Raw genomic sequence first — 19,458 nt, forward strand, 5'->3', positions numbered from 1 at the left:
GATCGGCCTGGGTCGCATGGCTCAGGCCCTTGTGGTTCCTCTCCTGGAGCGTGGACGGATTCCTGCCGACCAGCTGTTGGCAGTGGTCGGAGGATCTGGCTCCCTTGAGCAACGACGTGGGGGCTTTCCGGCTGGCATCGGTTTGGTTGCGGCTGATGATCCTTCCGCTCAGCAGGTCTGGACGGCTCCGATCCAGCTGCTTGCGGTGAAGCCGCAGCAACTCGATGCTGTTGCGGTAGCTGCAGGACCTGTCGTGGGTCAACCGCTGCTGATCTCTGTGTTGGCGGGGGTGTCTCTGGCGCGGTTGCAGCAGTTGTTTCCCGGTCATCGCTGTGTGCGGGCGGTGCCCAACACCCCTGCGCTGGTGGGAGCTGGGTTGACAGCTCTGGCCTGGGGGGAGGGGGTCGACCAAGGGCAACGGGATGAGGTGCGGCAGCTGTTCGCCGATGTGGGCGAAGTTCTGGAATTGGCGGAAGCCAAGCTCGATGCATTCCTTGCTCTCACCTCGTCGGGCCCTGCCTTTGTGGCCCTGGTGGCGGAAGCCATGGCCGATGGGGCTGTTGCAGCCGGTCTTCCCAGGGACCTGGCCCTGCGGCTGAGCCACCGCACCCTGGCTGGAACGGCTGAGCTGCTGGACCGTCGCGATCTGCACCCTGCCCAGCTCAAGGACATGGTCACCTCCCCGGGGGGCACCACCATCGCCGGCGTCCGCGCGCTGGAACGCATCGGCCTGCGCTCCGCCTTGATCGAAGCGGTGGTCGCTGCTGCGGAACGCAGCCGAGAGCTGGCCTAGGGCAAAACCTCCGGCCATCCCTGCCGGATCAGCAGTAGCGAGAAGTAGGGGCGGGGGTCGGCTGCCACTGCATCCGCGCAACAGATTTGCTGGTCGGGCCAGCCGACCCGCTCGGCAAACAGTGCTTGTTGCAGCAGGCCTCGCTGCTTCAGCAGGGGTTGAACCCAACTCCAGCGCCGACCCAGCTTCAGCAGGGCCAGAACTTGTCCCGTTGCCGCGGCGGTGTCCAGCACCCGCTCCAGCTCCTCGGGTGTGTCGGGGCAAGGGCGCAACAGCAGTTGGTCCTGCTGCAGAGCGAGGGGCCAGAGGCCCGCAGCCGCGGCTGCCGAGCAGGAGGTGATTCCGGGAATCACGCTGATGGGACAGTCGGGCCACGCCTGACGCAGGGCCAGCAGCACGTAGCTGCAACTCGCAAACAGCGAGGCATCTCCCTCACACAGCAGTGCCACCTGCTGGCCGGAACGGACTGCTTGCTGCAGCTCTTGCGCCGCCGCTCCCCAGGCGGTGCGCCGCGGTTCGGCGGCTTCCACCATCGGGAACAACAGGGGCAGACGCTGATGGTCGCTGCGGATCCAGGCCGCGGCGATTTTGGCGGTCATACTGTCGGCCCCCGGTCGTCCGACCGGGTAGGCCACCACCTCCGCTTGGCGGATGGCTTCAACGGCGGCCAGGGTGAGCAGGGAAGGATCGCCGGGGCCGACTCCCACCAGTGTGAGACCCCCAGTCATGGCCGGATCGATGATGGTCAGTTGTCGATGCGCCCGGGGTCCAGACGATGAGTCGTCTCAGCATCTTTCCAGACGAAAGCTCAGCCCATGCTGCGAATGGGCCCATGCCTGCGCTGCAGAGCAACGATCCGGCCGTGATTCAGTCGGAGCTCAGCCGCCGGGGCATCGGCTTTGAGCAATGGCCGGCGGAGCAGGGTCTGCCGGAGGGGGCCGACCAGGCCACCATCCTCCAGGCCTATGCCGATGCCATTGCCCGGGTTCAACGCGATGGCGGTTACGCCACGGTCGACGCGATTCGGATGACGCCGGATCACCCCGATCGCGAGCCCCTGCGCCGCAAGTTCCTTGAGGAGCACACCCATGCCGAAGACGAAGTGCGCTTTTTTGTGGAAGGGTGCGGTTTGTTTGTGCTGCACATCGGTTCCGAGGTGCTCAGCGTGCTGTGCGAACGGGGCGACCTGATGCGGGTCCCTGCCGGGACCCGTCATTGGTTTGACATGGGCTCTCAGCCTCAGTTCTGTGCTGTGCGTTGGTTCAACAACCCCGAGGGATGGGTGGCGCAGTACACCGGCAGCAGCATCGCCCAGCGATTTCCCAGGCTTGACTGAGGGGGCGTTCCAGACACCTTGATGCGTCTCCACCGCTTCCTTGCTGCGCTGTTGCTGGGTCTGCCCATGGCAACACCCATCCCTGTTGCTGCCGAGGATGCTCCTTTGGCACCCGAGGTTCAGCGCCGGGTTGCCGTGGTGGTGCTGGCCCGCCGCATTCGCGGCTATGCCGCCATGGCCAAGGCCAGCAGCGACTGTCAGGTGAAGAAGGGGGCGTCTGCCGCGCCGCCAGGCCGGCCAAGCCCTGGCGATTTCGCTCGAGGAGTTGGGCATCAGCCGGCGCGTGCTGACCAATCCGCTGGTGGTCGCCGTCAGCCCGCGCCTGCAGCGCCTGCTCGATAACAGCTGCGCCCTGGATCCAACCAAGGAGGCTGAAGCGCTGCTGCTGGCCGAAAACGAGCTCTGAACCTTTTCTCGAGCTGGGTCTCAGAAAGGGACAGTGAGAGCGCTGGTTTTTATTTCCTCAGCGAATAAAAACCGCCCATAGGGTTCCGGCCTGTTTGCCTGGCTGCTGTGGTCGTTTGGTCGTGTCTCGCGTTGAAGCTGCTGGCGCTGTTGGTCGTGCCATGTTCTGCCGCTGAGATGGATCTGGCCTCTGCCTCCAGGCTCCCCACCACGTCGCCATCCATCTCCACCGCCGCCAAAGAGTCGGTCTTGGTGCTGAACCGCACCACGCGATCCCTCCCGCGCACGGGCGATCCCATCAGGAGTCTGCGTCTGGAAACCCCTGGTCAGCCCTTGCAGCACTTCGATGCCGTCAGCGGTCGGGCCCACCGTCAGAACGCCGATCGCCATCGCTCTGGTACCCGCGCGCCGCTCCCCGCCGGTCGCTACGTCCTTGGGCCGGTGGAGCCCCTGGGTCCCGCGTATCCACGCGAGCTCGGGCCGATCTGGATTGGGATTGAACCGCAGTTCCCCACGGGGCGAGGCCATCTGGGCATTCATCTCGACCCCAGTGCCAACCGCAATGCCAAAAGCGGCACGCTCGGCTGTGTGGGCTTGATTCGCTGGGACGACATGCAGACCCTGGCGGGTTTGGTGCAGCGCCGTAACGTCCGAACATTGGTGGTCAGCGAGTGAATGTTCTCTGATTGGGGCTTCAGTTGGGGCGGCTGGTTGGACAACCGCCGGGGTGAGTGGTGGCTGCTGGCCCAGCTGCTGCTGATCACGGCCCATCTGCTGCCGGTCTGGCCAGCTCCCGCCAGCTTCGGTGTGGCGATTTGGCCCAAACCCCTGTTCGGGCTGGGCCTGCTGCTGTTGGCTTTTGGTCTGTTTCGGGCCCTTGAGGCGTTTCGCTGTCTTGGGGCCAGCCTTTCGCCGCTGCCGGCGCCCAAGCCGGCGAATCAGTTGATCGCCACAGGTTCCTATGCCATCTGCCGGCATCCCTTGTACCGGGCGGTGTTGCTGTGTTCCGCAGGAGTGGTGCTGGCCACAGGCAGCCCGCTGCATGTGTTGCTGTTGGTCAGCCTGGCGGCTGTGCTGCGGGGCAAAGCCCGCTTCGAGGAGAAGGGGTTGCGGGTGCTGCATCCGGATTACAGCCAATACGCCGCAGTCACCCCGGCGATTGTGGGCTGGGTTCCTGGCTTGGACTGGCGCTGATGGCCTGGCTCAGGCGGCGACCGTGCTGGTTTGCATCAGGTCGGCGTAGAGCTGTTCGAGGGCATCGATGTTGCTGGAAATCGTGTAGCGCTCCAAGGCGCGGAGGCGGGCTTTGCGGCCCAGTTCCGCGGTCAGCACCGGCTGGTCCCTGAGCACCGGCAGCAGTGTGCGCAACTGGGTGGTGACGCCCTGGGTGCTCAGCACGATTCCCGCCCCTTGCTCCAGCACCTCGCCATCGGCACCGGCATCGGTGGCCACGCAGGCTGTTCCGCTGGCCATCGCCTCCAGCAAGGCCAGCGATAGGCCCTCCACAAGGCTCGGCAGGATGAATACCTCAGCGCACTGGAGCAGAGCAACCCGGGTGTCCAGGTCTGGCTCGTGGCCCCACCAGAGGATCCGATCGTCGTTGAACTGGTTCATCAGGCTGTTACGCAGCGGCCCGTCGCCGACGATCACCAACCGGCAGCCCTCCGGTGAAACCAGCCGCCAGGCCCGCAGCAGGGCTTCAACGTTCTTCTCCGTTGCAAGGCGTCCCATGTAGAGGAAAATCCGTTCTCGCCCCAGCCGTTGCCGCACCTGCTGATGCATCAGCGAAAGGGTGCCGGGGCTGGTGGGGCACCAGCGGTCGGGGTCCACACCATTGGGAATCACCGTCAGTCGATCGGCGGGAACGCCCAGGCGCTCGAGAAAGTCCGCCTGAAGCTGTGAAAACACGATCACCCGGTCGTAGCGGGCCAGGGCCGGTGCATACAGCTGGTACGTGAGCTGTTGGGTGCCCGCCGTCAGGTTGCGCAGGCCTGCATCGAAGGGGGGATGAAAGGTGGCCACCAGGGGCACGCCCAGCTGCTGACAGAGCTCCGGCAGGCGGAAATCCAGGGGGGAAAGGGTGAGGCTGGCGTGCACGAGATCGGGCTGCAGCCGCTCCAGGGATTCCCTCAGCTCCCGCTGTGCCCCGGGGGAAGGGATCGTGTAGACCTGCGATTTGACCAGGTAGGGCAGGCTGACGTCCGGGTCGTTGGCCAGCAGCGATGTGTCGTCGCGCTCCGGGCTGCGCGGGTTATCGAAATGGATGAAATGCACCTGATGCCCGCGTTTGCGCAGGGCCTCCGTGGTGCTGATCCCGTAGGACACATTCCCGCAGAAGGGAGACTTCTTGCCGAGCCACGCAATCTGCGCCAAGCGGGTTGGGCCTCCTCAGGCGAAAAGGCAAGTTAGCAGCGCTGCCACGGTCGTTCGATCAACGCTGCCACCAGGGCCAACCCCGCCAGCAGCCACAGCACCGGTTGAAGACCAATGCTGCTCACCAAGGTGCCCGCCAGCACCAGCGGCAGGCTCAGGGCGATGTTGATCAGGTTGTTCTGCAGTCCGAACACCCTGCCGCGCTCGGTTTCGGGGGTTTCTTCCTGAATCGTGGTCTGCGCGGGGATCGCCACCAGAGCTGCGCCGATGCCCAGGATTCCGCAGAGGCTCAGGGTGAAGGCCAGGGATCCCCGCAGCTGGCTGAGTAGCACCAGGGTCCACGTGATGGTTCCCAGGCCTGCTGCCGTGAGCCGGCGGCGGCTGAACCGATGGCCCAGCTGGGCGATCACCACAGCTCCGATCGCCATGCCCAGTCCACTCATGGCTAGCAGGGCACCAAAGCCTGAGGGCCCCAGGTTCTCGATCAAGGCAGCCAGCTGGAGGGCCAACACGTAAAGCGCTGCCAACAGGCTGTAGAGCAGCACCAGATGAATCATGGCGCCACGCACTGAAGGCACCCGGCGCAGCACCTGCAATCCTTCGCCGATCTCCGTCCACACCGATGTATTGGAGGGGGACTTGGGGGCTTCCTGCAGCTTCAGGCGCGACAGGCTGAGGGCCGCGAGGCCGTAACAGAGCGGAAGCAGCAGAAACTCGCCGCCATCGATGCCGATGATCGCCAGGCTGCTGTGCAGGGCACGAAGAATCGGTTCCCCCAGCGCGAAGCCCAGGATCGTTGCCCCCATGCTGGTGGCTTGGTAGAGGGAGTTGGCCGCCAACAGGTGATCTCCCGGCACCACCACAGGAATCGTGGCCTGTTCCGAGGGGGCGAAAAACTGGGTCAGGATCGACTCCAGGAAGGTCATGCCCACCAGCCCCCAGTAGCCCCAGGGCAGACCAAGCCAGACGGGCCCCGGCAGCAGACAGAGCGGTGCGAACACCACCAACAGGGCTCGGATGGCATTGCTGGCCACCATCACCCGACGCTTGGGCCAGCGGTCCGCCCAGACCCCAGCCACTGTTCCCAGCAGCATGGCCGGGATGGTGTTGGCCACAAAAATGCCTGTAGCCAGCAGGGTGATCACCTGGGTGCGTGTGCTGATGTCGAGGCCGTAATCCGAGGCCATCTCCGCCAGCACGCCACTTCCCTGCCCCTTCAGCAGCAGGTGCTGATCGATCAGGAAGACCATCAGCACGATGTAGAACTTGTCCGCCAGCTGGGAAAAGATCTGGCCCAGCCAGAGTTTGCGGAAGTCCTTGAGGCGTAGCACGGCTTCCAAGCCACGCTTTCCCTCCGGGTTGCTGCCGGTGGGCAGAGCGGGTTCAGGGGTGGTGAGGCTCGGTCCGCTCAAGGGGCAATTGCATCGCGGCCATGATGGCTCACGCGCCTGCCAGGAGTGTCTCTCGCAGCATGGCCAGGGCTTTGCTCGGTCGGTTCAGATGCGTCCGGCTCCAGATCTCAACCACCCGCAGCAGCCGGCGCCACACGGCTGGGGGGCCCATCAGCGCACCGTCTCGGCGACGGGGCAGGTCGGCCCGGGTGAGTCGCTGGAGCAGGGCCAGTTCGGAGGGATTCAGCTGAATCGCCGCCCCGGGCTGCTCATCAATCGCAAAGCCATCCTGCGGCAGAAGGCTGCAGCGCCAGTCCCACTGCCCCAGCGGTGGCTCCAGGGGATCGCCTGTGATGCAGCAGGTCTGCAACGGCAGTCCATAACCGCCCAGGGTGAGCAGATGGATGCAGGCCTGGACCGTGCCGGCCAGCACCAGCTCCGGGTCGGCTCGGTACTCCTCCAGGCGTTCGAGGTGCAGCTGCATCGTGTCCAGCAGCCCGTCCACAGGGTCCTGGGCCGCCAGTTGAAGGCATAGATCACACAGTGCCTGCGCCGCAGCCAGGGTTTCCAGCTGTTGCCCGAGGCCAGAAAAACTGCGCAGCACCCGCAGTTGTCGCACCCGGGCCAGGCCGCTTCGTCCTCCCACCTGCATTTCCAGCAGGGTGAGGGGGGCGGCGGCGGCCAGACTGCTCTTGGGACGTCGTGCTCCGGGAACGGCGAAGCGACTGACGCCCTCCGCATCACTGAGCAGGCTCAGCAGGCGGTCGTGTTCGCCGAGAGGGCCCACCTTGAGGGCGAGTCCGGTGAGGCGTCGTTCTGCCATTCAGGCCGCGGGGCGACGCTGGGCCTGCAGAAGAGCCGGCGCGCTGCTGGTGCCCAACAGATCGGCCCCCGCTAACAGCAGGTCTCCTGCGTGGCTGAGGCTATGGATCCCCCCGGCTGCCTTGATGGCGCAGCGTTTACGGATCAGTTGTTTCAACGCAAGGATCTGATCGGCATGGCAGGCCGGGCCAAAGCCGTTGCTGGTCTGCAGTCCCGCAGCACCAGCATCAATGGCGGCCTCCACGGCCAGTTCCAGCTGTTCGCTCTCCAGACGGGCCATGTCCAGGACGGCCCGCACGGGAAGCCCCAGCTCGCAGAGGGCGGCAAGTTCCTCTGCAAACGCGCCTGAATCACCGTTCGCCAAGGCGCTGAAATCGGGCACGACATCGAGCTCCTGGGCGCCATGGGCGGCACACCACTCCGCTTCCGCCAGCTTGAGCTCAGCGGGAATGGTTCCGAAGGGAAAGCCGATGACCGCCACCAGGCGAGGCCCTGCGTCTGTCGTCCCGATGCGTTCCCGCAGCAGCGGCAGCTGACGCGGTGTGGTGCAAATGGCCCGCACGCCCTCCTGCATCCCGGAATCACAGAGGGCTTGGAGCTGGTCCCGGGTCAGCAGGGGGTCGAGGATCGCCTGATCAAGCCGGGAGGGGAGGTCGGGGAGCTCTTGGGCTGGATCAGCCATGGCGGGCCGGGAGGTCACTCACGAGCCTGAATCACCCCATACCCACCATGGTTGCGGCGGTAGATCACCTGCAGCTGATCGCTTTCCTTCTCCCGGAACAGGTAAAAGTCGTGGTCGATCAGATCCAGTTGGCGGCGTGCTTCCTCCAGGCCCATGGGCGGCATGGCGAAATATTTGCGCCGCACTCCCGGATCCGGCAGTTCCGCCTCACGCCCTTGCAGAAGGGAGGCTTCAACGGGGGATGCATCGTTGACCACATCCGTGCTGGGGGTGTGGCTGGCGCTGTGGCCGTGGCTGTGGTGGTGATCGCTGTGGCGTTCCTTCCAGCGACGCAGTTGGCGGGCCAGTTTTCCTGCGGCCAGATCGATGCTGGCGTATAGGTTTTCACTGCGTTCCTGGGCGCGTATCACCGTGCCGTTGGCAAAGACCGTCACCTCGGCTGTCTGCTGCGGCACCCGGGGATTGCGAGCCACCGAGAGATGGACGTCTGCCTCGCGCACAGCATCACCGAAGTGCGATGTGGCCCGCTCCAACTTGGTTTGGGTGTAATCCCGCAACGCTGGCGTGATCTCGAGGTTGCGACCATGGATCAGCAACTTCATGCCTCACTCCTGTGCCGGTTGTTATCGGCAAATTAGATACGGCGCACGATTCGGCCCACCCCCAGCGTGCATTTCTTTTCGAGCCCGGTGATCCGGTTCGATTCGATGCCGCCTGGTCGGCGCAACAGCGCTGGCAGAGAACTCTTCTTGCTGATCCATCGGCTCCGGAGGCGGTCTGGATCCTGCAGCACCAGACCTGCTACACCCTTGGCCGTGGTGCCAGCGAGGAGCACCTGCATTTTGATCCCGCTGACCCACCGGCACCCCTGTATCGGATCGATCGGGGCGGGGAGGTGACCCATCACCTCCCCGGCCAACTGGTGGCCTACCCGGTGTTGGACCTTCAGCGCCGCACGCCCGATTTGCACTGGTATCTGCGTCAGTTGGAACAAGTCGTTCTGGATGTTCTGGCGGAGTTGGGCCTGGAGGGTCAGCGTCTGCCGGGGTTGACCGGCCTCTGGTTGGACAACCGCAAGGTTGCCGCCATCGGTGTGGGCTGTCGCCGCTGGATCACCCAGCACGGCCTGGCCCTCAACGTTGATTGCTCGATGCAGGGGTTTGAGCGAGTCACCCCCTGTGGGCTCACCGGTCGTGCGGTTGGGCGGCTTGCGGACTGGTTGCCAGGGCTGACGTCGGCTGAGGTGCAGCCGTTGCTGCGGCAAGCCCTGGCCCATCGTTTCGGTCTGGTCTGGGAGGAGGAAGCGAGATAGACCTGAGCTGTTTGAACCCCTGCCTCGGATGACGGCCAGCTGGAGCCCGACAACCCGTGAAACGGACGCTTTGCAGCGTCATGCCCATGTTCAGAAGTTGCAGAGGGTCGATGCGGTGTGGCCCTGGCTCGCCGACCGCCACGGGCTGATTGCCGCCGTCGATGCGCCCCATGCTGCGCATCCCGAACGCTTCAATTTCGGCGAGCTGGCGGAGCGCATCGCCACCGCTGCTTCCGCCTTTCGGCGCCATGGCGTGAAGGATGGGGATGTGGTGGCTCTGTTTGCTGAGAACAGCCCCCGCTGGCTGGTGGCGGATCAGGGCCTGATGCGTGCCGGTGCCGCTGATGCCGTGCGCGGTGCCTCGGCCCCGGTGGAGGAGCTGCGCTACATCCTTTCGGATTGCCGGGCGACGGCCCTGGTGGTGCAGAACGCTGATGTGTGGCGTCGTCTGGCCCTTCCCCCAGAGCAAAGGGCTCAGCTGCGTTTCGTGCTTCAGCTGGAAGGGGAGCCTGCCGAGGGCGCCATGGGCTGGGAGGCGTTTCTAGCGTCAGGGGCCGGCCTCGATCCCGTTGGCCCGGCGGGGGGGCGAGACGCCGTGGCCACTGTTCTGTACACCTCGGGTACGACCGGCCAACCCAAAGGGGTCCCGTTGACCCACGCCAACCTGCTGCATCAGATGAGCTCACTGGCCTGTGTGGCCTATCCCGAGCCCGGTGCTCCGGTGCTGAGTGTGTTGCCCATCTGGCATGCCTACGAGCGCAGTGCCAGCTACTTCTTCCTCTCCTGCGCCTGCACGCAGACCTACACAACCATCAAGCAACTGAAGAAGGATCTGCCGCGGGTCCGGCCGATCGCGATGGCCACCGTGCCGCGGCTGTGGGAGGCGGTTCAGGCTGGATTTGAGGATGTGCTCAAGACCTTCTCCCCCTCCCGGCAGCGCCTGCTGCGGGCGGCGTTGGCCAACAGCGCTGCCCAGCGCAAAGCCGTGCGCACGGCGCGCAACCTCCTGCTGGAACCGGTATCAGCGGCCGGCCGGCTGCGTGCCTGCGGCTCCGCGGCCCTGCGCTGGCCCCTGCACGCCCTGGCCTCGACCTTGATCTGGCCGAAGCTGCGTCGCCAGCTCAGTGGCGGTCAGCTCGCCTATCCGATCAGTGGTGGCGGTGCCATTGCGCCCCACATCGATTCCTTTTTTGAAGCCGTGGGGATTGAGCTGCTGGTGGGCTATGGCCTCACCGAAACCAGCCCTGTGGTGAGTTGCCGCAGGCCCTGGCGCAACATCCGCGGCAGCTCCGGGCTGCCGATGCCCCAGACCGAATTCCGGATCGTCGATCCCGACAACGGCCAGCCCCTGGGCTTCCGGCAACGGGGGCGGGTGATGGTGCGGGGCCCCCAGGTGATGGCGGGCTACCTCGGCAAACCCGAGGCCAGCGCCAAGGTTTTCGATGCCGCGGGATGGTTTGACACCGGCGATCTCGGCATGCTCTTGCCGGATGGTTCGGTGGCCCTCACCGGACGGGCCAAGGACACGATTGTGTTGAGCAGTGGTGAGAACATCGAGCCCGGCCCCCTGGAAGAGGCCCTGGTGGCCAGCCCACTGATCGAGCAGGTGATGCTGGTGGGTCAGGACGAACGCCAGCTCGGTGGCCTGATCGTTCCCCGTGCTGAGGCGATCGTGGCCTGGGCGGCTGAAGCCGGCGTGAGCGTGGCGCAGGATCTGGGCGGCCAACCTGGTGATCCGGCCCTTCTTCGTTTGTTGATGCGCGAATGTAACCGCTTGCTCAAGCAGCGGTCGGGTTCCCGGGGTGATGAACGGCTGGCCGGGGTGGTGCTTGTGGATCCCTTCAGCATTGAGAACGGACTCCTGACCCAGACCCTGAAGCAGCGCCGTGATCGCATCACCAGCCGCGATCAGCAGTTGATCGATGGCCTTTACGGACGTTGACCGCGCCTGATGAAGCTTGGGGGGTGGTCGGTTGTCCGGTGATTGACCCCACGTGAAAGGGCTGACACGCTTTGGCCGTCTCCCAAGAACCCATGTCCGACGGCACCTCCCTGACGATCAAGCGTCCGATCACCGTCCGCGCCGTCGTGACGCCCACCTGGAAAGAAGAAGCAGAGCGCGAGCTCAGCAATGGCATCGCCACCGCTGACCAACAGCTGGCTCAGCTGGAACAGGAAGGTCAGGACGTGGTGGACCAGGTGCGTCGTCAGAGCGCCAACCCCCTTGATCCCCGCGTGCAGGATCAGGTGGCGCAGATCCAACAGCAGGTGGCGGCCAAGCGCGCCGAGCTGGAGGAGCAGAAGCGCAACCTGCTTCAGCAGCAGGCCCAGGTGCGTGAGCTGGAGATGGACCAGATCGTTGAGCAGGGTCAGCTGGAGAGCAGCTGTGAGCTGAAGGTCGGCGACAACCTGGTGCAGAAGATGCAGTTGGCCATCGTTGTGAAGGATGGCGTTGTGCAGTCGATTGAGGAAGCCTGATCGGCTTGCCTCTGCTGACTCGTAAACTCCCCTGATCTGCCCTCCCGGAGACGGTTTTGGCGACCACAGACATCTTCATGCCTGCCCTCAGCTCCACCATGACGGAGGGGAAGATCGTGGAGTGGCTGAAACAGCCCGGAGACAAGGTGGCTCGGGGCGAGTCGGTTCTTGTCGTTGAGTCCGACAAAGCGGACATGGACGTTGAGTCGTTCCAGGACGGCTATCTCGCAGCGGTCCTGATGCCTGCTGGCAGCACGGCACCGGTGGGCGAAACCATCGGTCTGATTGTCGAAACAGAGGCTGAGATCGCCGACGCGCAGGCCAAGGTCCCCAGCGCTCCTGCTGCTGCGCCAGCCTCTGCACCGGCTCCGGTTCCCACGCCAGCTGCGGTTCAGACCCCAGCTCCGACTCCTGCCCCGGCACCTGTTGCTGCCCCTGCACCGTCGGCACCTGTGGTGAACGACGGTCGCATCGTGGCCAGCCCCCGGGCCAAGAAGCTGGCCTCCCAGATCGGTGTGGACCTGGCCACCGTGCGCGGCAGCGGCCCCCACGGCCGGATTCAGGCCGAAGACGTGGAGCAAGCCTCCGGTCAGCCCATCTCCGTGCCCCGGGTGGCGGAAGGAACGGCCCCCGCTGCTTCCTCGGCTGGCGCAGCAGCAGCAGCAGCGGCCCCGTCGGCTCCGGCGGGCAATAGCTTTGGTCGGCCAGGCGAGACCGTGGCCTTCAACACCCTCCAGGGTGCGGTGAACAAAAACATGGAGGCGAGCCTTGCGGTTCCCTGCTTCCGCGTTGGTTACACAATCACCACCGAGAAGCTGGATGCCCTCTACAAACAGGTGAAGCCCAAGGGCGTCACGATGACGGCGCTGCTGGCCAAGGCTGTGGCCGTCACCCTGGCGCGTCACCCCCAGGTGAATGCCGCCACCACCGCTGCCGGCATGGCCTATCCAGCCGACGTGAACGTGGCTGTCGCTGTGGCGATGGAAGACGGTGGCTTGATCACGCCGGTGCTGCGTAATGCCGATCGCACCGATCTCTACGAGATGTCGCGTCAGTGGGGTGATCTGGTCAAGCGCTCCCGCAGCAAGCAGCTGCAGCCGGAGGAGTATTCCACGGGCACCTTCACCCTCTCCAACCTCGGCATGTTCGGTGTTGATCGCTTCGACGCGATCCTTCCCCCAGGCACCGGGGCCATTCTCGCCGTCGCTGCATCACGCCCCACGGTGGTGGCGAACAAGGACGGCTCCATCGCCGTCAAGCGTCAGATGCAGGTGAACCTGACGGCGGATCATCGCGTGATTTACGGCGCCGACGGTGCCGCATTCCTGAAGGATCTTGCCGATCTGATCGAGAACCGTCCAGAAAGCCTGGCGCTCTGATCGGTCGCCCGCGTGCCTGACCCCAGGGACCTGCAACTCAGCAGCTACGACTACCCGCTGCCGCCTGAGCGCATCGCTCAGGCACCGGTTGAGCCCCGCCACAGCGCTCGCTTGTTGATGGTTCCCCCCCAGGGGGAGCCATCAATGGATGCTGCTCACGGCCAGGTGTGGGATCTGCTCGAGCAGCTGCAGCCTGGTGATCTGCTGGTGGTGAACGACACCCGGGTGTTGAAGGCCCGCCTGGCGGTGCGTCGTTCCGGGGGTGGGCTGTCCGAGTTGCTGGTGCTGGAGCCGCGGGGGGAGGGCCGCTGGCTTTGCCTGGCCCGTCCTGCCAAGCGCATGCGGCCCGGCGACAGCCTCACGATTGATGGCACTTCGATCAGCCTGACGGTGCTTGCAGAAGACCCCGCCAGTGGTGGACGGGTGGTGCAGTTCCCCAGTGATTGCAGGGATGCCGAAACCATTGAGGGTTTGCTCAATGACGTGGGCGAGGTGCCTCTACCGCCCTACATCGAACGGCACGACCCCAGCGACAGCCAGCGCTATCAGACCCGTTACGCCGACCGCCCCGGTGCGGTGGCCGCCCCGACGGCGGGGTTGCATTTCAGTGATGAACTGTTGGCGGGCTTGCAGAAGAAAGGGGTGGATCTAGCCCGGATCACCCTGCATGTGGGCCTCGGCACCTTTCGCCCCGTTGAAACGGAAGACCTCACCGCCTTGGAGTTGCACAGTGAATGGGTGGATGTCAGCCCTGCTGTGGTGGAGTCGGTGCAGGCTTGTCGAGGCCGGGTGATTGCGGTGGGCACCACGAGTGTTCGTGCCCTGGAGGGGGCCGCTCAAGCCCATGGCGGTGTTCTAAAGCCCTACACCGGGCCGGTGGATCTGGTGATTCAGCCGGGCTATCAGTTCAAGGTGATTCAAGCCCTGCTCACCAACTTCCATCTGCCCAAAAGCTCTCTGCTGCTGTTGGTGAGTGCCCTGATCGGCCGGGAAACCCTGTTGAAGCTCTACGCCGAAGCGATTGAAAGGAGCTATCGCTTCTTCTCCTATGGCGATGCCATGTGGATTGATGCAGCGGCGGTGCAGCCCCAGGCCCGCCCACCAGCACGCTGAGACCTGAACGGTTCACGGTGAGGCCATAAAAAAAAGCCCCGTCAACGACGGGGCCAAGGCTTCTGGTGGAGCCAGCTCAGACAGCCACCGGTTGCTCGATGATGCCGGTCGGAACTTCAGCAAACATCACCGAGGAGAGGTAACGCTCGGCCAGGTCGGGCAGCACCACCACGATGGTTTTGCCGGCGTACTCATCTTTCTCGGCCAGACGAATGGCGGCTGCAGCGGCGGCACCGCAGGAGATGCCCACCAGCAGGCCTTCCTCCTGGGCCAGGCGCAGGGCCATGGCAACGGACTCCTCGTTGGTCACCTGCTCCACCTTGTCAACCACGGAGAGGTCGAGGTTCTGGGGGATGAAGCCGGCACCGATGCCCTGGATTTTGTGGGGACCGGGTTTGACGGCCTCACCGTTCATGGTCTGGGTGATCACCGGGCTGTTGGTCGGTTCAACGGCCACAGATTCGATCGCCTTGCCCGCTTCATTCTTGATGTAACGGGAGACGCCGGTGATGGTGCCGCCGGTGCCGACGCCGGCCACGAGCACGTCAATGGCGCCATCGCAGTCGTTCCAGATTTCAGGACCGGTGGTCTTGAAGTGGATTTCGGGGTTGGCGGGATTGTCGAACTGGCCGGGCATGAAGTACTTGGCCGGATCGCTATCAGCGATTTCCTTGGCCTTGGCGATCGCGCCGGGCATGCCTTTGGCGGCCTCGGTGAGGATCAGTTCAGCCCCGAGCACGGCCATGACCCGACGCCGCTCGATCGACATCGACTCGGGCATCGTCAGGATCAGCTTGTACCCGCGGGCTGCGGCGGTGAAGGCCAGAGCGATGCCGGTGTTGCCGGAGGTGGGCTCAACAATCACCTTGCCCTTGGTGAGCTTTCCGCTCTTTTCTGCGTCCCAGATCATGTTGGCGCCGATCCGGCATTTGACGCTGTAGGCGGGGTTGCGCCCCTCAACCTTGGCCAGCACAGTGGCCTTGCAGTTTTTGGTGACGTTGTTCAGCTTGACCAGCGGAGTGTTGCCGATGGCCTGGCTGTTGTCGTCGTAAATGCGGGACATGGAGCTGCTGTAGAGGGGCCCGAAGAAAACAAACTAATGATCGAAAGCCTCTCCTCACCCGGTTGTTAAGGGCTTTTTCAGAGTCTCACCGGACTCTTCGTCAGCAAACGCTTGCTCAAATCGCATCCACAGTGCCTCGGGGTCTTCCAGACCGACGGACACCCGGAGCAGATCAGCCGGCACACCGCATTGCTCCGCCCAGCTCAGTTCGTAGTAGTGGGCCAGCTGGGTGTAGGGGCACACCAGACTGAAATAGGTGCCAAGGCTGGGGCCTTTGCTGATCCGAAGCGCGTCGTAAACCCTTTTGGAGTGCTCTTGGCCTCCCTTCAGTTCAAAGGAGAGCAGGCAGCCGTGGCCAGCTCCGCTGCGCATCAAGGCGCGGAAGTTGGGGCAGCTCTTTGGATGCAGCACCCGCTTCACGGCTGGATGGGCTTCGAGCCGTTCCGCCAGAAGCAGGGCGTTCGCATCGAGTTGCGGCACCCGCTGGAGCACATCCCGGCTGGCGATCTCCAGGGCGATGGCATCGGCATCGCTGAGGGGGGCGATGGCTGGAACCGCCGCCAGCAGGGAGGCCGCCCAGGGCGACTGTGGGCTCACCAGCACACTGCCCGCCATCACATCACCGCGGCCGGCGAAGCTCTTGGTGAGTGAGGTGAAGATCAGATCGGCGTAGGGCAGGGCGTTGAGGTTGATGCCGGTGCCGATCGTGTCATCGGCAATCACTGGAATGCCGCGGCTGCGGGCCAGGGCCGACACGCCTGGCAGATCCATGCAGCGCAGCAGCGGATTGCTGGGCAGCTCCACAATCACGGCCGCCGGCTGGAGCTGATCCAGGGCCGCTTCCACCTCGGCGAGGCTCTGCGGTTGCAACAGCTCGCCACCGTGAAACACCACCTGCGGCTGCTTCAGCACATCCACATAGGGGAAGCCCAGCTGCAGCGTGGGCTTCCCCGGCCGCAGCGTCTGGATGGCGCTGAGGGCCGCATACAGACCGGCCATTCCCGCTGGATGCAGGCTGATCTGCTGGGCGTCGACGCCATGGATGCCAGCCAGGCGCTTTCGAATCAGCTCGCGGGCTGCGTCGCCGGATGTGCTGCTGGGGGATGTCTCTTTCCCCAGGGCGATGGCGGCCTGGCGAGAGGAGATGCCCAGGCCGGTGTGCTGCCAGAACGCTTTGGCATGGGGGCTCGCCGCTGCATCACTGCGCAGGCAGGTCATCCCAGCAATGGCAATCAGCTCCGAGCGGCTCTCCGGTGCCTTGCGTTGGCAGTGGGCCAGAGCGGCCTGGGCTGCCGCTTCGGTGGGATAGGGCCAGACCGTGGTGCCTGCAAGTTCCGAAGGCTGAACCAGTTGTCGGATCAGCGGATGCAGGCCGAAGCGGGGATAGATCGTCTGCAGGGCATCGCGGCAGGCCGGATCCTTTTCCTCGTAGGCGATTACATCGCGCCAGCGCGGCAGCGCCACAGACACCGCATGGGGGGAGTCGGGCAAGGGATGGCCGAGATCAGAGCCCTGCCAGGCCGGATCGCTGAGCAGATTGCGGGGACTCACGCCAGCAGCTCCAGGGCCTGGTCCAGATCGGCCTGGAGATCGGCGAGGTCTTCGCAGCCCACCGAGAAGCGCACCAGGCCGTCGTCGATGCCCAGCTTGGCCTTCACCGCGGCGGATACCGCCGCGTGGGTCATGGTGGCGGGGTGGCAGATCAGGCTTTCGATGCCGCCCAGGCTTTCGGCCATGGTGAACCAGCGCAGTTGTTTGCAGAGGGCATAGGTCTGCTCCTGGCTGGCGTCGAAGCTAACCGTCACGATGGCGCCACCGGCACGCATCTGACGGGTTGCCACCTGATGCTGGGGGTGATCACTGCGGTGGGGGTAACGGACCCAGTTCACCTTGGCGTGCCCCGCCAGCTGATCGGCCAGGGCCGCGGCATTGGCCATCTGCTGCTTGAGCCGCAGCGGCAGGGTTTTGATGCCCCGCGTGATCAGCCAGCAATCAAAGGGGGAGGGCTGCAGGCCCAGGGCCTTCTGGGAGAACACCATCTTCTGGTGCCACTCGGGATCGTTGGTGCACACGGCTCCACCGAGGGCATCGGAGTGGCCGTTGATGTATTTGGTCGTGCTGGTGAGCGAGAGGGTGGCACCCAGCTCCAGGGGGCGCTGCACCAGGGCGGTGGCAAAGGTGTTGTCCACCACCACTGGGATGCCGAGGGGTTGGGTGATGGCGCAGACCGCCTCCAGGTCGATCACCTTGAGCAGGGGATTCGTGGGGCTCTCCAGCCACACCATCGCCGGCTTCTGGGCTTGGATCTGCTCCAGTGCGGCCGGCTGGGTGAAGTCCACCCACGCGGTTTTCAGGCCGAACTTGGCGAACACCTGCTCGAACAGCCGTACGGTGCAGCCGTAGAGGTTCTCTTCGCAGAGCACCAGATCGCCCTGCTTCAGCTGGGACACCACGGCGGTGATGGCGCTGACGCCGGAGGCGAAGACGGTGGCGTGGGCGCAACCTTCAACCGAAGCGAGCACCCCATCAAGGATGCGGAAGTTGGGGTTGCCGGAACGGGTGTAATCAAATCCGCCAGCGTTGCCATGGGCAAAGGTGCTTGTAGGGAAGATCGGCGGCATCACCGTGCCGGTGTCTCCCGCAAAGCTGTCGCCGTGGTGGATCACCCGGGTGTTCAGGCCTGTGTTCACGGACGATCCATCGATTCGGACAGGCTAAGAAATCGCCTCTCCCATCCCAATAAAAAAACCCCCGCCGTGTGACGAGGGTTGATGACGATCGTTTGGGTTGAAACGGTGGATCAGTCGAGGTCGGGCATGCCGAGCACAGGCTCAGCCTTGCGGTCGATGCCTTTCTCGAAGCCAGCAGCAGCAGCGCGAGCGCGGCCGGCGTGCCAGAGGTGACCAACCAGGAAGAAGAAGGCGAGCACGAACTGCGTTGCACCCAGCCACTGGCGGAGGTTCACGTAGTTCACCGAGTTGGGTTCGGTGATGATGCCGCCCACGGAGTTGATCGAGGCGTTGGGAGCGTGGGTCATGTACTCAGCCGCACGGCGCACTTGCCAGGGCTGAATGTCGTTCTGCAGCTTGTCGAGGCTGAGACCGTTGGGGCCACGCAGGGGCTCCAGCCAGGGACCACGGAAGTCCCAGAAGCGCATGGTTTCACCGCCGAAGATGATTTCACCGGTGGGTGAGCGCATCAGGTACTTACCAAGGCCGGTGGGGCCCATGGCGGAACCGATGTTGGCGCCAAGGCGCTGGTCACGCACCAGGAAGGTGAAGCTCTGAGCCTGGGATGCCTCAGCGTTGGTGGGGCCCCAGAACTCGGAGGGATAAGCGGTGTTGTTGAACCAGATGTAGGCCGAAGCGATGAAGCTCATGAAGCTCAGAGCGCCAAGGCTGTAGCTCAGGTAGGCCTCACCGTTCCAGATGAAGGCGCGACGCACCCAGCCGAAGGGCTTGGTGATGGCGTGCCAGATGCCACCGAAGATCAGGGTCAGACCCAGCCAGATGTGGCCACCGATGATGTCCTCCATGGAGTTCACACCGATGATCCAGCCCTCGCCACCGAAGGGAGCGCGGAACAGGTAACCGAAGATCACGCCCGGATCGAGGGTCGGGTTGGTGATCATGCGGACGTCACCGCCGCCGGGGGCCCAGGTGTCGTAGACGCCGCCGAAGAACATGGCCTTGAAGACCAGCAGCAGGCAGCCGACGCCCAGAAGGATGAGGTGATAACCAATGATGTTGGTCATCTGGTTCTTGTCACGCCAATCCTGGGAGAAGAAGGAGGAATAGTTCTCCAGGATCTCCGGACCACGCAGGGCGTGATAGAGGCCGCCGAGGCCGAGCACGGCGGAGCTGATCAGGTGCAGGACACCGACCACAAAGAAGGGGAAGAGATCAGTGACCTCACCGCCGGGACCCACGCCGTAGCCAAGGGTGGCGACGTGGGGCATGCAGATGAAGCCCTGCTCGTACATGGGCTTGTCGAAGGTGAAGTGGCTCACCTCGAACAGCATCATTGCGCCGGCCCAGAAGACCATCAGACCAGCGTGGGCCACGTGGGCACCAAGCAGACGGCCGGACAGATTGATCAGGCGGGCGTTGCCGGACCACCAGGCATACCCGGTGGAGGGAAGGTCTTTGCCGCCAGTGGCGCCAAGACCGGGATTAGAGAGCGTTACCACGGGGCAGAACCTCTTCAGGGAAGACGAAGTTTTCGTGCGGCTGGTCAGCCGGTGCCATCCAGGCACGCAGACCTTCATTCAGAAGGATGTTCTTTGTGTAGAAGGTCTCGAATTCGGGATCT

20 protein-coding genes and 1 pseudogene are annotated in these 19,458 nt (G+C 64.6%); 10 read left to right on the plus strand and 11 right to left on the minus strand.

Translation table 11 applies throughout. The features are described 5' to 3' along the window. Positions 1-16: 16 nt before the first annotated feature. Positions 17-793: a pyrroline-5-carboxylate reductase gene (gene proC, locus DXY33_RS04415; protein ID WP_371634571.1), complete on the plus strand. Its 777-nt coding sequence runs from the start codon at positions 17-19 to the stop codon at positions 791-793. On the opposite strand, the gene cobI is transcribed toward proC, so the two are convergent. Beyond that, the gene (cobI, locus tag DXY33_RS04420) at positions 790-1,521 is read right to left on the minus strand and encodes a precorrin-2 C(20)-methyltransferase (protein WP_244275854.1); all 732 of its coding nucleotides are present in this window, start codon (positions 1,519-1,521) and stop codon (positions 790-792) included. The two genes, proC and cobI, sit on opposite strands and share 4 nt — an antisense overlap. Positions 1,522-1,568: 47 nt before the next feature. On the opposite strand from cobI, the gene DXY33_RS04425 reads away from it, so the two are divergent. From DXY33_RS04425 to DXY33_RS04440, 4 genes are all read left to right on the plus strand, one after another. Further along, complete coding sequence (locus DXY33_RS04425) at positions 1,569-2,129, plus strand: acireductone dioxygenase (protein ID WP_115131891.1); 561 nt, start codon at positions 1,569-1,571, stop codon at positions 2,127-2,129. 21 nt (positions 2,130-2,150) lie between these two features. Further along, positions 2,151-2,471 (plus strand): hypothetical protein, encoded by a 321-nt coding sequence (locus DXY33_RS04430; protein ID WP_244275855.1) that lies wholly within the window; start codon positions 2,151-2,153, stop codon positions 2,469-2,471. A 240-nt stretch (positions 2,472-2,711) separates the two neighbouring features. After that, the gene (locus DXY33_RS04435; RefSeq protein ID WP_244275856.1) at positions 2,712-3,209 is read left to right on the plus strand and encodes a L,D-transpeptidase; all 498 of its coding nucleotides are present in this window, start codon (positions 2,712-2,714) and stop codon (positions 3,207-3,209) included. Further along, positions 3,210-3,728, plus strand: a complete 519-nt coding sequence (locus DXY33_RS04440; protein ID WP_115131892.1) for an isoprenylcysteine carboxylmethyltransferase family protein — start codon at positions 3,210-3,212, stop codon at positions 3,726-3,728. A 9-nt stretch (positions 3,729-3,737) separates the two neighbouring features. Here DXY33_RS04440 and DXY33_RS04445 read toward each other — a convergent pair whose 3' ends face one another. The 5 genes from DXY33_RS04445 to hpf are packed head-to-tail and all read right to left on the minus strand — an operon-like array spanning position 3,738 to position 8,404. Beyond that, entirely contained in the window at positions 3,738-4,907 is a 1,170-nt protein-coding gene (locus tag DXY33_RS04445; RefSeq protein ID WP_115131893.1) for a glycosyltransferase family 4 protein, read from the minus strand. A 32-nt stretch (positions 4,908-4,939) separates the two neighbouring features. Then, positions 4,940-6,319 (minus strand): MFS transporter, encoded by a 1,380-nt coding sequence (locus DXY33_RS04450; protein WP_115131894.1) that lies wholly within the window; start codon positions 6,317-6,319, stop codon positions 4,940-4,942. Between the two features lie 28 nt (positions 6,320-6,347). Then, entirely contained in the window at positions 6,348-7,121 is a 774-nt protein-coding gene (gene recO, locus DXY33_RS04455) for a DNA repair protein RecO (protein WP_115131895.1), read from the minus strand. After that, positions 7,122-7,802 carry a deoxyribose-phosphate aldolase gene (gene deoC, locus DXY33_RS04460; RefSeq protein WP_115131928.1) on the minus strand — a complete coding sequence of 227 codons (681 nt, stop codon included), beginning with the start codon at positions 7,800-7,802 and terminating at the stop codon, positions 7,122-7,124. Between the two features lie 14 nt (positions 7,803-7,816). Beyond that, positions 7,817-8,404: a ribosome hibernation-promoting factor, HPF/YfiA family gene (hpf, locus tag DXY33_RS04465; RefSeq protein ID WP_011364962.1), complete on the minus strand. Its 588-nt coding sequence runs from the start codon at positions 8,402-8,404 to the stop codon at positions 7,817-7,819. 11 nt (positions 8,405-8,415) lie between these two features. On the opposite strand from hpf, the gene lipB reads away from it, so the two are divergent. From lipB to queA, 5 genes are all read left to right on the plus strand, one after another. After that, the gene (gene lipB, locus DXY33_RS04470) at positions 8,416-9,114 is read left to right on the plus strand and encodes a lipoyl(octanoyl) transferase LipB (RefSeq protein ID WP_115131896.1); all 699 of its coding nucleotides are present in this window, start codon (positions 8,416-8,418) and stop codon (positions 9,112-9,114) included. Between the two features lie 28 nt (positions 9,115-9,142). Beyond that, positions 9,143-11,056 (plus strand): AMP-binding protein, encoded by a 1,914-nt coding sequence (locus DXY33_RS04475; RefSeq protein WP_115131897.1) that lies wholly within the window; start codon positions 9,143-9,145, stop codon positions 11,054-11,056. A 92-nt stretch (positions 11,057-11,148) separates the two neighbouring features. Further along, positions 11,149-11,592 (plus strand): YlqD family protein, encoded by a 444-nt coding sequence (locus DXY33_RS04480; RefSeq protein WP_115131898.1) that lies wholly within the window; start codon positions 11,149-11,151, stop codon positions 11,590-11,592. 56 nt (positions 11,593-11,648) lie between these two features. Beyond that, positions 11,649-12,971 carry a dihydrolipoamide acetyltransferase family protein gene (locus DXY33_RS04485; RefSeq protein ID WP_115131899.1) on the plus strand — a complete coding sequence of 441 codons (1,323 nt, stop codon included), beginning with the start codon at positions 11,649-11,651 and terminating at the stop codon, positions 12,969-12,971. Positions 12,972-12,983: 12 nt separating this feature from the next. Further along, positions 12,984-14,084 carry a tRNA preQ1(34) S-adenosylmethionine ribosyltransferase-isomerase QueA gene (gene queA / locus DXY33_RS04490; protein WP_114989386.1) on the plus strand — a complete coding sequence of 367 codons (1,101 nt, stop codon included), beginning with the start codon at positions 12,984-12,986 and terminating at the stop codon, positions 14,082-14,084. 76 nt (positions 14,085-14,160) lie between these two features. Here the strand turns inward: queA and cysK are convergent, their stop codons facing one another. The 5 genes and pseudogenes from cysK to DXY33_RS04515 form a co-directional block, all read right to left on the minus strand. Continuing rightward, positions 14,161-15,147 carry a cysteine synthase A gene (cysK, locus tag DXY33_RS04495; protein ID WP_114989385.1) on the minus strand — a complete coding sequence of 329 codons (987 nt, stop codon included), beginning with the start codon at positions 15,145-15,147 and terminating at the stop codon, positions 14,161-14,163. Positions 15,148-15,201: 54 nt separating this feature from the next. Continuing rightward, positions 15,202-16,698, minus strand: coding sequence for a PLP-dependent transferase (locus DXY33_RS04500; RefSeq protein WP_115131900.1), 1,497 nt, complete (start codon positions 16,696-16,698; stop codon positions 15,202-15,204). Then, the gene (locus tag DXY33_RS04505) at positions 16,695-17,837 is read right to left on the minus strand and encodes a PLP-dependent aspartate aminotransferase family protein (protein WP_115131901.1); all 1,143 of its coding nucleotides are present in this window, start codon (positions 17,835-17,837) and stop codon (positions 16,695-16,697) included. Before DXY33_RS04505 ends, DXY33_RS04500 begins: the two co-directional genes overlap by 4 nt. A 110-nt stretch (positions 17,838-17,947) precedes the next feature. Then, a complete protein-coding gene (gene psbC / locus DXY33_RS04510) occupies positions 17,948-19,336 on the minus strand; it encodes a photosystem II reaction center protein CP43 (RefSeq protein ID WP_011364942.1) in 1,389 nt (462 codons plus the stop codon). After that, a pseudogene (locus DXY33_RS04515) lies at positions 19,320-19,458 on the minus strand (photosystem II D2 protein (photosystem q(a) protein)); the annotation flags it as partial. The gene psbC and the pseudogene DXY33_RS04515, both read right to left, overlap by 17 nt.

Source organism: Synechococcus sp. N26, from assembly GCF_900473975.1.
Lineage (GTDB): Bacteria > Cyanobacteriota > Cyanobacteriia > PCC-6307 > Cyanobiaceae > Parasynechococcus.